This is a genomic window from Streptomyces violaceoruber (assembly GCF_033406955.1).
Classification (GTDB): domain Bacteria; phylum Actinomycetota; class Actinomycetes; order Streptomycetales; family Streptomycetaceae; genus Streptomyces; species Streptomyces violaceoruber.
In genome coordinates this window covers 8,027,814-8,040,763 of record NZ_CP137734.1, presented here as the reverse complement: position 1 = coordinate 8,040,763, position 12,950 = coordinate 8,027,814, and the positions used below count along the sequence as shown (strand labels likewise).

At 71.4% G+C, this 12,950-nt stretch carries 12 protein-coding genes; 1 reads left to right on the top strand and 11 read right to left on the bottom strand.

The genetic code is table 11. From position 1 onward, the window contains the following. Positions 1-42: 42 nt before the first annotated feature. A complete protein-coding gene (gene katG / locus R2E43_RS36325; RefSeq protein WP_332056993.1) occupies positions 43-2,265 on the bottom strand; it encodes a catalase/peroxidase HPI in 2,223 nt (740 codons plus the stop codon). A gap of 29 nt (positions 2,266-2,294) precedes the next feature. Then, positions 2,295-2,750: a Fur family transcriptional regulator gene (locus R2E43_RS36320; RefSeq protein ID WP_030862740.1), complete on the bottom strand. Its 456-nt coding sequence runs from the start codon at positions 2,748-2,750 to the stop codon at positions 2,295-2,297. Positions 2,751-2,882: 132 nt separating this feature from the next. Here R2E43_RS36320 and R2E43_RS36315 point away from each other — a divergent pair, with 132 nt between their 5' ends. Further along, positions 2,883-3,995: a DUF475 domain-containing protein gene (locus R2E43_RS36315; protein WP_003978300.1), complete on the top strand. Its 1,113-nt coding sequence runs from the start codon at positions 2,883-2,885 to the stop codon at positions 3,993-3,995. Positions 3,996-4,031: 36 nt separating this feature from the next. On the opposite strand, the gene R2E43_RS36310 is transcribed toward R2E43_RS36315, so the two are convergent. The 9 genes from R2E43_RS36310 to R2E43_RS36270 all read right to left on the bottom strand — a co-directional run bounded on the left by R2E43_RS36310 (position 4,032) and on the right by R2E43_RS36270 (position 12,950). Further along, complete coding sequence (locus R2E43_RS36310) at positions 4,032-5,465, bottom strand: WGR domain-containing protein (RefSeq protein WP_003978299.1); 1,434 nt, start codon at positions 5,463-5,465, stop codon at positions 4,032-4,034. A 112-nt stretch (positions 5,466-5,577) separates the two neighbouring features. After that, entirely contained in the window at positions 5,578-6,738 is a 1,161-nt protein-coding gene (locus R2E43_RS36305) for an oxygenase MpaB family protein (RefSeq protein ID WP_003978298.1), read from the bottom strand. Positions 6,739-6,751: 13 nt separating this feature from the next. Next, on the bottom strand, positions 6,752-7,810 hold the full coding sequence (locus tag R2E43_RS36300; protein ID WP_332056992.1) for a polyprenyl synthetase family protein: 1,059 nt from the start codon (positions 7,808-7,810) through the stop codon (positions 6,752-6,754). Continuing rightward, positions 7,803-8,087 (bottom strand): polyprenyl synthetase, encoded by a 285-nt coding sequence (locus tag R2E43_RS36295; RefSeq protein ID WP_332056991.1) that lies wholly within the window; start codon positions 8,085-8,087, stop codon positions 7,803-7,805. Before R2E43_RS36295 ends, R2E43_RS36300 begins: the two co-directional genes overlap by 8 nt. A 126-nt stretch (positions 8,088-8,213) precedes the next feature. Next, positions 8,214-9,287 (bottom strand): polyprenyl synthetase family protein, encoded by a 1,074-nt coding sequence (locus R2E43_RS36290; protein ID WP_332056990.1) that lies wholly within the window; start codon positions 9,285-9,287, stop codon positions 8,214-8,216. Between the two features lie 495 nt (positions 9,288-9,782). Then, entirely contained in the window at positions 9,783-9,905 is a 123-nt protein-coding gene (gene ykgO / locus R2E43_RS36285; protein WP_003978293.1) for a type B 50S ribosomal protein L36, read from the bottom strand. A gap of 49 nt (positions 9,906-9,954) precedes the next feature. Further along, a complete protein-coding gene (rpmG, locus tag R2E43_RS36280) occupies positions 9,955-10,119 on the bottom strand; it encodes a 50S ribosomal protein L33 (RefSeq protein WP_003978292.1) in 165 nt (54 codons plus the stop codon). A 105-nt stretch (positions 10,120-10,224) separates the two neighbouring features. Beyond that, the gene (locus R2E43_RS36275; protein WP_332056989.1) at positions 10,225-11,553 is read right to left on the bottom strand and encodes a M20/M25/M40 family metallo-hydrolase; all 1,329 of its coding nucleotides are present in this window, start codon (positions 11,551-11,553) and stop codon (positions 10,225-10,227) included. Continuing rightward, positions 11,550-12,950 (bottom strand): cytosine permease, encoded by a 1,401-nt coding sequence (locus R2E43_RS36270; RefSeq protein WP_408649132.1) that lies wholly within the window; start codon positions 12,948-12,950, stop codon positions 11,550-11,552. The genes R2E43_RS36275 and R2E43_RS36270 overlap by 4 nt, the downstream gene beginning before the upstream one ends.

Here is a 12,950-nt window from a genome sequence, read left to right as displayed (position 1 = left end):
GATTCCGCCCCGCCCGGGGCGTCCCGGGCGGGGCGGGGTGGATCAGGCCAGGTCGAAACGGTCGAGGTTCATGACCTTCACCCAGGCGGCGACGAAGTCGTGCACGAACTTCTCGCCCGCGTCGTCGCTCGCGTAGACCTCGGCGAGCGCCCGCAGCTCGGCGTTGGAGCCGAAGACCAGGTCGGCGCGGCTGCCGGCCCACTTGACCTCGCCGGTGGCGGCGTCGCGGCCCTCGAAGGTGGTCCGGTCCTCGGACGTCGACTTCCAGGTGGTGCCCAGGTCGAGCAGGTCGACGAAGAAGTCGTTGGTCAGCGAGCCGGGCGTGCGGGTGAAGACGCCGAGCTGGGACTGCTGGTGTCCCGCGCCCAGCACGCGCAGGCCGCCGACGAGGACGGTCATCTCGGGCGCGCTCAGGGTGAGCAGGTTCGCCCGGTCGAGGAGCAGGAACTCGGCGGGCAGCCGGTTTCCCTTGCCCAGGTAGTTGCGGAACCCGTCGGCGGTCGGTTCGAGGGCCTCGAACGACTCGGCGTCGGTGTGCTCCTCCGTCGCGTCCACGCGGCCCGCGGCGAAGGGGACCTCCACCGGGAAGCCGGCTTCCTTGGCGGCCTTCTCGACCGCGGCCGAGCCGCCGAGGACGATCAGGTCGGCCAGGGAGACCTTCTTGGCGCCGGACCCGGAGTTGAACTCCCGCTGGACGCCCTCCAGGACGCGCAGCACCTGCGCCAGCTCGTCGGGCTCGTTGACCTCCCAGCCGCGCTGCGGTTCGAGGCGGATGCGGGCGCCGTTGGCACCGCCGCGCTTGTCGCTCCCGCGGAAGGTGGACGCCGATGCCCACGCGGTGGTCACCAGCTGCGACACCGACAGGCCGGACTCGAGGAGCTTGGTCTTGAGGGTGGCGACGTCCTCGGCGTCGATGACCTCGCCCTCGGGCTCGGGCAGCGGGTCCTGCCAGATCAGGGTCTCCTCGGGGACCTCCGGGCCGAGGTACAGGGACTTCGGGCCCATGTCGCGGTGGGTCAGCTTGAACCAGGCGCGGGCGAAGGCGTCCGCGAATTCCTCCGGGTTCTCGTAGAACCGGCGGGAGATCGGCCCGTAGATCGGGTCGAGGCGCAGCGACAGGTCGGTGGTGAGCATCCTGGGGCGGTGCTTCTTGGCCGGGTCGTGCGCGTCGGGGATGATCTCCGGTGCGTCCTTGGCGACCCACTGGTTGGCGCCGGCCGGGCTCTGCTCCAGCTCGTACTCGAACTCGAAGAGGTTCTTGAAGAAGCCGTTGCCCCACTGGGTGGGCGTGCTGGTCCAGGTGACCTCCAGGCCGGAGGTGATGGCGTCGCCGCCCTTGCCCGTGCCGTGGGTGCTCTTCCAGCCGAGGCCCTGCTGCTCCATGGCGGCGGCCTCGGGGTCGTCGCCGACGGCGTCGGCCGGGCCGGCGCCGTGGGTCTTGCCGAAGGTGTGTCCGCCGGCGATGAGCGCGACGGTCTCCTCGTCGTTCATCGCCATGCGGCGGAAGGTCTCGCGGATGTCGCGGGCGGCGGCGATCGGGTCCGGGTTGCCGTTGGGGCCCTCCGGGTTGACGTAGATCAGACCCATCTGGACGGCGCCGAGCGGGTTCTCCAGCTCGCGGTCGCCGGTGTAGCGCCGGTCGTCGAGCCAGGTGGTCTCGGGGCCCCAGTAGACGTCCTCCTCGGCCTCCCACACGTCGGCGCGGCCGCCGGCGAAGCCGAAGGTCTCGAAGCCCATCGTCTCCAGCGCGACGTTGCCGGTGAGGACCAGCAGGTCGGCCCAGGAGAGGTTCTGGCCGTACTTCTTCTTGACCGGCCACAGCAGGCGGCGGGCCTTGTCCAGGTTGCCGTTGTCGGGCCAGCTGTTGAGCGGGGCGAAGCGCTGCTGGCCGGCGCCCGCGCCGCCGCGGCCGTCGCTGATGCGGTAGGTGCCCGCGCTGTGCCAGGCCATCCGGATCATCAGCGGGCCGTAGTTGCCGAAGTCGGCGGGCCACCAGTCCTGCGAGGTGGTCAGCACCTCGGCGATGTCCCGTTTCACGGCCGCGAGGTCGAGGGCCTCGAAGGCCTCGGCGTAGTCGAACTCCTCACCCAGCGGGTTGGCGACGGCGGGGTTCTTGGCGAGGATCTTCAGGTTGAGGCGCTCCGGCCACCACTGACGGTTTCCGCCGCCCTGCGTGGGGTGCGGGGCGCGTCCGTGGGCGACCGGGCAGCCGTCCGTCTCCTCGGTCTTCGCGTCGGTCACGATGGCGTCGTGGTTCTCGGACATGGGAGGGGAATCCTTCCGAACGGGGCGGATCAGGGTGCGGGGGAACTGCCGGGGGTGGAGCAGTCGGGGCACAGGCCCCGGTAGATGACCTCGGCCTCGTCTATCACGAAGCCGCGGTCGTCCGAGGCGGTCAGACAGGGCGCGCCGCCGACGGCGCAGTCGACGTCGGCGAGGGCGCCGCAGGACCGGCACAGGACGTGGTGGTGGTTGTCACCGACCCGTCCCTCGAACCGCGCCGGGCTGCCGGGCGGTTCGATACGGCGCACGAGCCGTGCCGCGGTGAGGGCGTGCAGGGCGTCGTACACGGCCTGGAGGGAGACGTGTCCCACGCGTCGGCGCACCCCGGAGGTGAGAGCCTCGGCGTCGAGGTGGTCCCCCGCCCGGACGGTCTCGAGCAGCGCGACACGGGCGGCGGTCACCCGCAGTCCCGCCCGGCGCAGCTCGTCGGCGGTGGCCGGTTTCCGGGAGTTCCGGGATGCCGTCATGGCGGCGAACCTACTCCCTGGGACACGAACGGCTCAAGGAAACGAACGACTCCAGCGTGGTAAACAACGTGCGTGGCGGGCACTGGCAGGTGATGCCGCCCCGTACGGCACGACGACAGGAATGAGTGGCCGGTGCTTTTGAAGACGTTCCGCTGGGCTTTCGCCGTCACGGCCCTCGGCCTGGCCGCGGGCGTGCTCTACGACGGCTGGACCGCCCTCGGCATCGTGGCGATCCTGTCCGTCCTGGAGATCTCGCTGTCCTTCGACAACGCGGTGATCAACGCCGGGATCCTGAAGAAGATGAACGCCTTCTGGCAGCGGATCTTCCTCACGGTGGGCATCGTGATCGCGGTGTTCGGGATGCGGCTGGTCTTCCCGGTGGTGATCGTGGCGGTCAGTGCCCGGCTGAGCCCCTGGAGCGCGGTGCACCTGGCGCTCACCGACAAGGACCGCTACCAGGAGCTGGTGACGGACGCCCATCCGTCGATCGCGGCCTTCGGCGGCATGTTCCTGATGATGATCTTCCTCGACTTCGTCTTCGAGGAACGGGACATCAAGTGGCTGGGGTGGCTGGAGCGTCCGCTGGCCAAGCTCGGCAGGGTCGACATGCTGTCGGTCTGCATCGCCCTGGTCGTGCTACTCGTCTCCGCGACCACCTTCGGCGCCCACGCCCACCAGCACGGCGGCACGCACGCCGACAAGGCGGAGACGGTCCTGCTCGCGGGCGTCGCCGGGCTGATCACCTACATGGTCGTGGGCGGTCTCTCCGGCTTCTTCGAGCAACGCCTCGAGGACGAGGAGGAGCGCGAACAGGAGGCGGAGAAGAGGGCGGAGAAGGACGCGGAACGGGCGGGGCGGCCCGGTTCCCCCGTCAAGCTGGCGGGCAAGGCGGCGTTCTTCATGTTCCTCTACCTGGAGGTCCTGGACGCCTCCTTCTCCTTCGACGGTGTCATCGGCGCCTTCGCCATCACCAACGACATCGTCCTGATGGCCCTCGGCCTGGGCATCGGCGCCATGTACGTCCGGTCGCTCACGGTCTACCTGGTCCGCCAGGGCACCCTCGACGACTACGTCTACCTGGAGCACGGCGCCCACTACGCCATCGGCGCCCTGTCGCTGATCCTCCTCGTCACCATCCAGTACGAGATCAACGAGATCGTCACCGGCCTCGTCGGCGTCGTGCTCATCGGCGCCTCCTTCTGGTCCTCCGTGCGCCGCAACCGCGCGCTGCGCAGCGCCTCATGACGGGCGGCCCCGATCGCCCGACGCGGCCCCGCGCCGTCACCGCAGTCGCCTGATGTCACCGCGCACCCGGTAGAAGCCGCCCGACGCGGCGTGCAGCGCATCGACCACGTAGCGCGCGCCCGGCTCCCGGATCGCCCTCGGGAACTGGACGTTCCACGATCGGTCGTACCCTTCCGTCACCACATGGATCCGGGTACGGCCGTTCTCCTGGACGCACTCGACCACGACGGAGCCCGCGGGCGCCACGGTCACGGTCGTCACGGCGGTGGCGGCGGTGGCGGGCGCGTACGTCGGCAGGGTGGCCGCGAGCTTCACGTCCCGGACGACGGGCACCGAGCCCTGCTGCGCCGCCGTGACCGCCGCCTCGCTCGCGTCCACGCACACCAGGGAGCCGTCGGTGGTGACGAGGAACAGCCGCTCGTCGCGGTACTGCATGGACAGGGCGGAGCCGCCGCCCGTGCCCAGCTTCCACAGCCGGGTGCCATCCCGGTCGAAGCAGTACACCGAGGACGCGGAGTCGCCGGCGAAGACGAACCGGCCGCCGGGAGAAGTGGCGCACGAGTACACCGGGCTGTCGCAGTGGTACGTCGCCTCGATGCCACCGGTGGCCTTGGACAGCCGCTGGACCGTGTGCCGCGCCGTTCCCGCGTAGACCGCGTCGTCCTCCTGCCAGCCGAAGAGCACGGCTCCCTGGGTGGGCGTGTGCCACAACTCGACGCCGCCGTCCGGGGAGTGGGCGGTCACGCCGCGGGTGTGCCCGTGGTAGACGGCCCGGTCGTCGGCGCGCACCATCCACGCGTGCTCACCGCGTCCGCCGCGGGACCACTGGTGTTCGTCCTCGTGGTCGATCACGGTGAGCCGTCCGGCGCGGTCCGCGACGTTCAGCACGCCCTCGTGGATGTCGAGCCAGAAGATGTCCACGTCGGCCGCGATGTCGTAGGCGGCAAACGGCAGTTTGGACGACAGGTCGTAGACCCGGCCGTCGTCGCAGCCGGCGTAGATCCAGAAGTCGTCGGCGACCAGGCACTTGACGCCGTCCGGCAGCTGGTAGCGGGCGAGGACCTCGCCGCCGTGGGCGAGGGTGTAGACGTCGCCCGCCTGGTTGCCCACCCAGCACCGGTCCTCGTCGATGTGGATGCCGAAGGCCGCGGAGCCGGTGCGGAACCGCCACAGGACCGGTGCGACCGCGCGGGCGGTGGACGGTGCGGAGGCCACCTGCCGGCGGCTGACCGCGCGGGGCGCGCGCTGTCCCTGCACGGCGGCCTCGTAGCCCTTGCGCACCTTCTCGCCTATCTTCTTGGCGGCCGCCGCCTCGGCCTTCTGCGCGGTGGGGAAGGTCGACGTCTGGGTCTGTCCTGCCGCGCCGATCCGGCCGTAGCGCACCGTCACGACCTGTCCCTGGACGGTGACTTCGTAGAACTTGTGCGCGCTCCCGTCGTCCTGCGACAGCTCCAGGTACGTCCTCGACATGGCAGACCTCTCCCCGGTCGGTCCCGCGGCGTGTTCCGCGGGTTCCACTGATCACACCGTACGAGGTCCCACTGACAGCCGACGGTGCCGACGGACCGGCGGGTGCGGCGGCTCAGGAGACGGTCGGGGGCGGCGGGGTCCAGCGGCGGGTGCGGGCGGCGGCGCCGGAGACGCCGTACTCCTTCCTCAGCTGCTCGGGGATGGCGTAGTGCATGACGCGTCCGCGGGTGAGGGAGGACAGTTCGAGTGCCGTGGTGAGGTGGCCGAGCCGGTCCAGGGCCCACGCGCCCAGCGGAGAGCGGTCCTCAATCGTCTCCAGGACGCCGAGCAGGTGCGGGGCGGCCTTGACCAGGGTGTCCCAGGTGGTGCGGGGCACGTCCAGCCAGTCGGCGCACGTGTCGCCGACGAGGTAGCGGATCAACGCGGAGACGACCGGGTCGAAGAGGGTGCCGGGGACGACTTCCTCGTAGAGGTCGATCAGTTGCCTCGTCAGGTGGGCGCCCTCCTCGGAGGGGCCCATGTGACGCAGCATGTACAGGTCGAGGAACCGGCGTGCCTCGTCGAGCGTGGCGGGGACGGCCGCCTGGTCGACGCCGAGCATGGCGCCGACGACGCGCCAGGCGTAGTAGTAGGCGTCCGCGCCCTCGGCGGACATGTGGATGCCGAGTCGGTGCAGGCTGTCCAGGACCAGCAGGGAGAAGAACATCTGCCCGCCGATCATGTCCTCCTGGCAGATGGGGACGCCGAGGGTGTCCGTGTCCCAGCGGTCCTCCCGCTTCAGGTGGTGGCGGATGGCGGCGTGCAGCAGACGTACCTTCTGGGCGGCCGGGACGAAGCGTCCGCCGGACTCGAAGGCGTCGGGCCGCATGAGGTAGACGGTGAACTGGCCGGTCTCGGCCATGCGTTTGGAGGGATAGTTCAGGCCGTGGGTGGCCGACAGCAACCGGGCCACGTGCGGGACCAGGTAGCAGGCGGGCATCGACGCGAACGACAGCGCGGTGGAGATGTGCACGTTGTTGTCGATGAAGAACAGGCGGGCCCTCTCCATCTCGGCCCAGTCCACCCAGTCGGGCGGGGTGCCGGTCACCCGCAGGTACTCCCGGGCGACGCCGGGGAGGCCGTCCGGGAGGTCCTGGCCGGTGGTGGAGACGTAGCGCATCAGTGCGTTGAACGTGCCGACCTCGCCGCGCTCGAAGAGGGTGGCGACGACCGCGTCGGCCAGTTCGTCACCGCTGCGGCGCAGGGCGTCCATCGACTTCTCGGTGTGGGGCATCGCGGTCTCCTCGTCAGTGCGTGCGGTCGGTGGCCTGCTGGGCGAGTTCGCGCAGGGCCCGGCGCGCGTGCGGTGGTGTCCCGGCGCCGTCCAGGGCCCGGGTGGCCCGCTCCACACGGTCGGCGATCATCTGCTCGACCCGTTGCGGCGCGTTCAGCTCCCGCATGAGCCGGCGCACGTCGTGCAGGTGGGTCGCGTCCAGGTCGTCGCGGCCCAGCAGGCGGCGCAGCCACTGCCGTTGGGACGCGTCGGCGGCCTTCCAGGTCTCGGCCAGCAGTGCGGTGGGCCGGTGGGCGCGCAGGTCGTCCAGACTCGCCTTCCCGGTCCGTTCCGGGTCCCCGAACAGGCCGAGCAGGTCGTCGCGCAGCTGGAAGGCCTCCCCGAGCGGCAGTGCGTAGGCCCGGTAGGTGTCCCGCAGCGCGGGGGCGGCGCCGGCCAGCAGGCCGCCGATGAGCAGGGGGTGCTCGACGGTGTACTTGGCGGTCTTGTAGCGGACGACCTTCAGGGAGGTCCCGGTGTCCGGGGGTCCACCGGTGTGCAGGATCTCCAGGCACTCGCCGGCGACGAGTTCACGGGCGAGCACGACCCACAGGTCGCGGGCGCGGGCGAGATAGGCGGCCGGCAGACCGCTGGTGGTGAACAGGAGGCCGGCGAGGACCATCAGCTGATCGCCCACCAGCATGGCCAGGGACCGCGCCGCCGTGCGGGCGTCGGGGCGGCCGTCCCGGGCGAGTACGGCTTCCAGGGCGACGTGGGCGGTGGGCAGGCCGTGGCGCAGGCGGCTGTCGTCGATGAGGTCGTCGTGGACGACCGCGGCGGCGTGCACCAGTTCCATGGAGGCCGCCGCCCGTACGAGCGCGTCGCTCTCGGGCTGTCCGGCCGCCCGCCAGCCCCAGTAGCAGAAGGCCGCCCGCAGCCGTTTGCCGTGTCCGGCCGCCTTCCGCAGCTGGTCGGCCACGGGCGCGAGGGCCGCGTCGACCGCCGCCAGGTGGGCGGCCTCCTCGTCCAGGAAGCTCCGCAGGACCCCGTCGACGCGGGTTTTGAGGCCCGTCTGGTCCCAGCGGTCAGACATCGCCGTCTTCGGCTGCCCGGCGGGCCTCCACCTGCTGGGCGAGAACCTCCAGGTGGGCGGGCGGCACATGAGCGCACCGGTCCAGGGCCAGCCTGCCCCGGGCCTGGAGGTCCTGCTCCGCCTCCCGTACCAGGTCGGTGGTGTCCGAGCGGCCCAGGAGCCCGCGCAGCCCGCCCACCGCCGAGCCGATCGTGCTCACCGCCAGGTCGGCGAACCCGGCGACCAGCAGCAGCGCCCGGTCGTCCCCGCCCGGTCCCTGTCGTCTCGAATGCGTCATTCTTCCGCCCCAGTCGCTCACGTGGTCACGGACGCGCCCGGTCCACTGCGCGCCCGGTCAGAGCATGACCGGACGAACGGGGCGGAAGATCCCGAATACCCCTTTGAGCGATGTGGGGAACAGGTGTCAGGCGGAGCGTTCGACGCTCCACCGCGGCAGCAGCTCGAAGAAGGCGACGGCGTCCTCGCGCCACCGCGGACGCCAGCCCTGAGCCACCAGCCGGGCCCGCTCGGCGTACTGCCGCATGTCGGCACGCATCCGGTCGGCGACGCCGGCGCGCTCGCCGATCGCACGGATCTCGGCAATGGTCTCCGGCGTGCAGGCCGGATCGCCCAGGGCCCTGTCGACGAAGTCCCGCTCGGAGCCGCTCACGGCGGACAGCAGGCGGACGACGGTGTACGTGTGCCTGCCCTCGCGGATGTCGCCGCCCGTCGGCTTGCCCGTGGTCCCCTCGTCGCCGAACAGGTCCAGCCAGTCGTCGCGCATCTGCCCGCAGATGCCGACCAGCCGCGCGTACCGGCGCAGCTCGTCCTCGTGGGCGCCCGGTTCGGCGCCCGCCGCCAGGAGGCCCAGGCGCATCGGTGCGAGGACCGAGTAGCGGGCGGTCTTGTGGTCGGCGACGTCGTGCAGCATCTCCGCGTCCGGGACCGCGGCGGTGAAGTCCCGTTCCAGGTCGGTGATCTGGCCCACGAAGGTGTCGGTCGCCGCCCGGGTCTGGACCTCGACCATGGCATGACGCACCGCGACGGGCAGCGCGGCGTCCAGCAGTACGCGCAGGGAGAGGGCGAGGGCGAGGTCGCCCGCGAGCACGGTGAGGCCGAGGGCCGCCCGCGGACGCCCGGGGAACCGCTCCCGGTAGGCGTAGTAGGTGGTGGGGCCGCCCCGGCGGGTGGCGCTGTCGTCGATGAGGTCGTCGTGCACCAGGCCGTGGGTCTGCAGCAGTTCGATGCTCAGCGCGGCGGCGTCCAGCCCGTCCACCGGCTCGGCGGTCACCAGGCGCGCCGCCTCGTGCAGCAGCACGACCCGCATCCGCTTGCCGCCGCGCAGCGACAGGTCGCGCAGCAGCCCGACGCAGTCGGGGGTGAACCGGCTGAAGGCCGGGGCGTCCAGCGCCGTGCCCAGCGTGTCGAAGTACTCGGCGAAGCGCGCGTTGAACCGGTGCTCGATCCGGGCGGCACGGTCGAGCGGCTGCTCGGTCATGACGAAGTCCTCCTGGGGCCTGGGCGGGTGGCGCGCCCAGCAGTGTGTCAGGAGGCCCGGAGCGTCCGGCGACCTGTCCGGGGACACGGGTCACGTAAGCCGCAGAACATGATCAATGGTCGTTCGAGTTGAAGGAGATGTGGATATACCTCCCTCCTTCCTCCATGTCTCTCGGGTCTGCCGCCTCCGATCTGTCCGACCTGCGCGACTACGCCTTCGCGTGGGCGCTGGTCGATGTGGAGACCTCGGGTCTCGTACCGCGCCGTGACCGGGTGCTGTCCGTGGCCGTGGTGACCCTGGACGCCGACGGCGAGCAGACCGGCGCGGCACAGCTGGCGGCTGCGGGCCGTCGGCCAGGGCTACGACCACGGCCTGGGCGCCCTCGCCCGGGGCTGCGGCGTCGACGTGGACGGCTGATCCCGGCCGCGTGCACGGGCGTGCACGCCACGGCCCGGCCCCGTGGATCGCGGGCCGGGCCGTCGAGCGCGCGGGTGCTCAGCCCTGGCGGGCCTTGAAGCGCGGGTCCTTCTTGTTGATCACGTACGTCACGCCCCGGCGGCGCACCACCTGGGCGCCGGGCCTGGCCTTGAGGGCGCGCAGGGAGTTGCGGACCTTCACGACTGCCTCCTCACTTCTCGGCTCTCCTCGGCACGTCTCGACGTGCCGTTCAGCGTTCCTCGCGGAACGGCACGTGCTCTCCCGCCACCGGGTCGTACTTGCGCAGGACGAGCCGGTCGGGGTCGTTGAGGCGGTTCTTGCGGGTGACGTAGGTGACGCCGGTGCCGGCGGTCGACTTCAGCTTGACGACCGGGCGTGCGGTGCTGCGTGCCATGGTGCTCCTTCCGACCGCGGCGCGGGCTGCCGTTCTGTCCCGCGCATGTCAGTCACGCATCACAACCCCGACGGCCGCCGGGGCATTCCCCGCCGGCCTGACCCGTCAGCAGTCCTGCCACAGCCGGGTCATCACCCGTACGCCGAAGCGCAGACCCTCCAGCGGCACCCGCTCGTCGACGCCGTGGAAGAGCCGCCCGTAGTCGAGGTCGTGGGGCAGCTTGAGCCCCTTGAAGCCGAAGCAGCGGATGTCGAGCCTGGTGAAGGCCTTGGCGTCGGTGCCGCCCGGATTGCAGTACGGCACCGGGTGGCCGTCGGGGTCCTCGGCGCGGACGGCGGCGCACATGGCGTCGACGAGGGGCCCGTCGAAGGAGGTCTCCATCGCGATGTCGTGGTTGACCCACTCGCGGGACACCGAGGGCAGGAGCAGGGCGTCGATCGTGTCGATCAGCTCCTGCTCGTGGCCGGGCAGGAAGCGGCCGTCGACGCGGGCCGTGGCCCGGCCCGGGATGACGTTGGTCTGGTAGCCCGCGGTGAACATGGTCGGGTTGGCCGAGTTGCGCAGCACGACCTGCATGAAGTCGGCCACGTGTCCGAGCTTGGCCAGTTCCGCCTCCAGGTCCTCGGCGTCGAGGTCGAGGTCGACCGCCTGGAGGCGGGCCGCCTCGGCGAGCAGCGCGCGCACCGGTTCGATCAGCCGGACGGGGAAGGTGTGGCGCCCGATGCGGGTGAGGGACTCGGCCAGGTCGGTGACGGCGTTCTCGTCGTTCGGGGAGGACCCGTGCCCGGCGCGCCCGGCGGCCGTCAGCTCCATCCAGGCCATGCCGCGCTGGGCGTTCTCGATCGGGTAGAGGCGCCGGGTGTCGTCCAGCGCGTAGCTGAAGCCGCCGCCCTCGCCGATCGCCTCGGTGACCCCGGCGAACAGCTCCGGCCGGTGCTCCACCAGCCAGTGGGCACCGAACTTGCCGCCCGCCTCCTCGTCGGCGAGGAAGGCGAGGACGATCTCGCGGGCGGGCCGGGTGCCGGTGCGGGCGAAGTGCCGGGCGGTGGCCAGCATCACGGCCACCGTGTCCTTCATGTCGATCGCGCCGCGGCCCCACAGGTAGCCGTCCTGGATCTCGCCGGAGAACGGCGGCACCCGCCACTCGGCGGCGTCGGCCGGCACGACGTCCAGGTGGCCGTGGACCAGCAGGGCGCCGCGGGAGGTGTCGGCGCCGGGAATGCGGGCGACGACGTTGGCGCGGCCCGGGGCGCTCTCCACCAGCTCGGAGGCGATGCCCGCCTCGGCGAGGCGGGCCACGACCCAGTCGGCGCAGGCCCGCTCGTCGCTGGTGGGGTTGGAGGTGTCGAAGCGGATCAGCTCCGCGCACAGGTCGACGACCTCCCGCTGTGCCTCCTCGGAGGCCGGGACGACTGCGGGTGCGGTGGTGCTCACGGTGCTCCTACGGTGGCCGTGCCGGTGGCGGCCGGGGTGGGTTCGTCGGTGTCGTCCAGGGCGGTGGTGCCGTATGTCCTGATCCAGCCGGCGAGGCCGAGGACGCAGTAGAGGACGAAGGCGGTCAGCAGGGAGTTCAGGGCGGGGATGCCGCCGTCGTAGAACTTGCCGACGCAGAAGGCGGTCGCCCAGATGACCAGGGACATGGGCACCCAGGTCGGCGAGGTGGCCGGCAGGGTCTCCGCGTCGCGGGTGGCGTCCAGGGGTGCCCGCATGCGGCGCACCACCCAGTACTCGGCGACGATGATGCCGCCCACCGGCGGGATGGCGACGCCCAGCACGGACAGGAAGTCGGTGAAGTGGGTCATGATGCCGACGGCGGAGAGCAGGGTGCCCGCGATGCCGAGGACGATGGTGACCGCGCCCCGGTGCACGCGCTTGCCGAAGACGACCTGGAAGAAGTTGACGACGCCGAGCGAGGAGCCGTACAGGTTCCAGTCGTTGATCTTCGCGGTGGACATCAGGACGACGAGCACGCCGAAGACGCCGGAGGTGGAGAGCACGATCTGGGAGACCTGGCCGCTGCCGACCAGGTGGCCGAGCAGGACACCGGTCAGGCCGACGATGTACTCGGAGAGGATCATCGACGAGGCGCTCTGCAGGAAGACGTGGCTGCCCTTGCGGTTGTACCGGGTCATCTCCGGGGAGACGATCGCGCCGGTCATGAAGCCGCCCGCGATGGCGGTCGCGGCGACGGCGAGCGGGATGGTCTCGCCGGGCGCCGGGGAGTGGATCAGTTCGGAGAACGAGTGGTCGCTCAGCGCGTCGGTGACCGACCAGGCGACCATGGCGAAGAACAGCGGCGTGACGATCTTCGCGAAGACGGCCATGTACTTGAAGCCGAAGATGACCAGCACCGTGATGGCGACACCGGCGGCCGTGCACCACAGCCAGGAGGGACCGCCGACGAGCGCGGACACGCTGTCGCCGAAGATCGTGTTCTGCACCCCGAACCAGCCGACGAGGCTGACCGAGATGACCAGGCTGACCAGCGCGGAGCCGTTGCGGCCGAAGCCCGCCCAGCGGGTGAGCAGCGGGGTGGCGAGCCCCTCGCGCATGCCCGCGAGGCCGATCGCGAAGATCACGACTTCGAGGATCACCGCGCCGAGGGTGAACGCGAGGAAGGCGTCGCCGAAGGTCATGCCGACGCCGATGGTGGCGCCGAGGGTGAACTGCGAGATGGAGCCGGACTGCGCGAGCCACTGCAGCAGCATGGTCCAGAAGCCGAGCCGCTTGTCGCGCGGGACGCGGGAGAGGGCGTAGTCGTCGCTGCCCACGGCTCCCGTGGCCGCTTCCGCGGCGGCGGCCCCGCCGGCGGGGTTCTTGTGCATGGCCAT

Coding starts and splice junctions, on each gene's coding strand:
- katG (WP_332056993.1), bottom strand. CDS start 2,265: ATGTCCGAGAACCACGACGCCATCGTGACCGACGCGAAGACCGAGGAG.
- R2E43_RS36320 (WP_030862740.1), bottom strand. CDS start 2,750: ATGACGGCATCCCGGAACTCCCGGAAACCGGCCACCGCCGACGAGCTG.
- R2E43_RS36310 (WP_003978299.1), bottom strand. CDS start 5,465: ATGTCGAGGACGTACCTGGAGCTGTCGCAGGACGACGGGAGCGCGCAC.
- R2E43_RS36305 (WP_003978298.1), bottom strand. CDS start 6,738: ATGCCCCACACCGAGAAGTCGATGGACGCCCTGCGCCGCAGCGGTGAC.
- R2E43_RS36300 (WP_332056992.1), bottom strand. CDS start 7,810: ATGTCTGACCGCTGGGACCAGACGGGCCTCAAAACCCGCGTCGACGGG.
- R2E43_RS36295 (WP_332056991.1), bottom strand. CDS start 8,087: ATGACGCATTCGAGACGACAGGGACCGGGCGGGGACGACCGGGCGCTG.
- R2E43_RS36290 (WP_332056990.1), bottom strand. CDS start 9,287: ATGACCGAGCAGCCGCTCGACCGTGCCGCCCGGATCGAGCACCGGTTC.
- rpmG (WP_003978292.1), bottom strand. CDS start 10,119: ATGGCACGCAGCACCGCACGCCCGGTCGTCAAGCTGAAGTCGACCGCC.
- R2E43_RS36270 (WP_408649132.1), bottom strand. CDS start 12,950: ATGGCCATGCACAAGAACCCCGCCGGCGGGGCCGCCGCCGCGGAAGCG.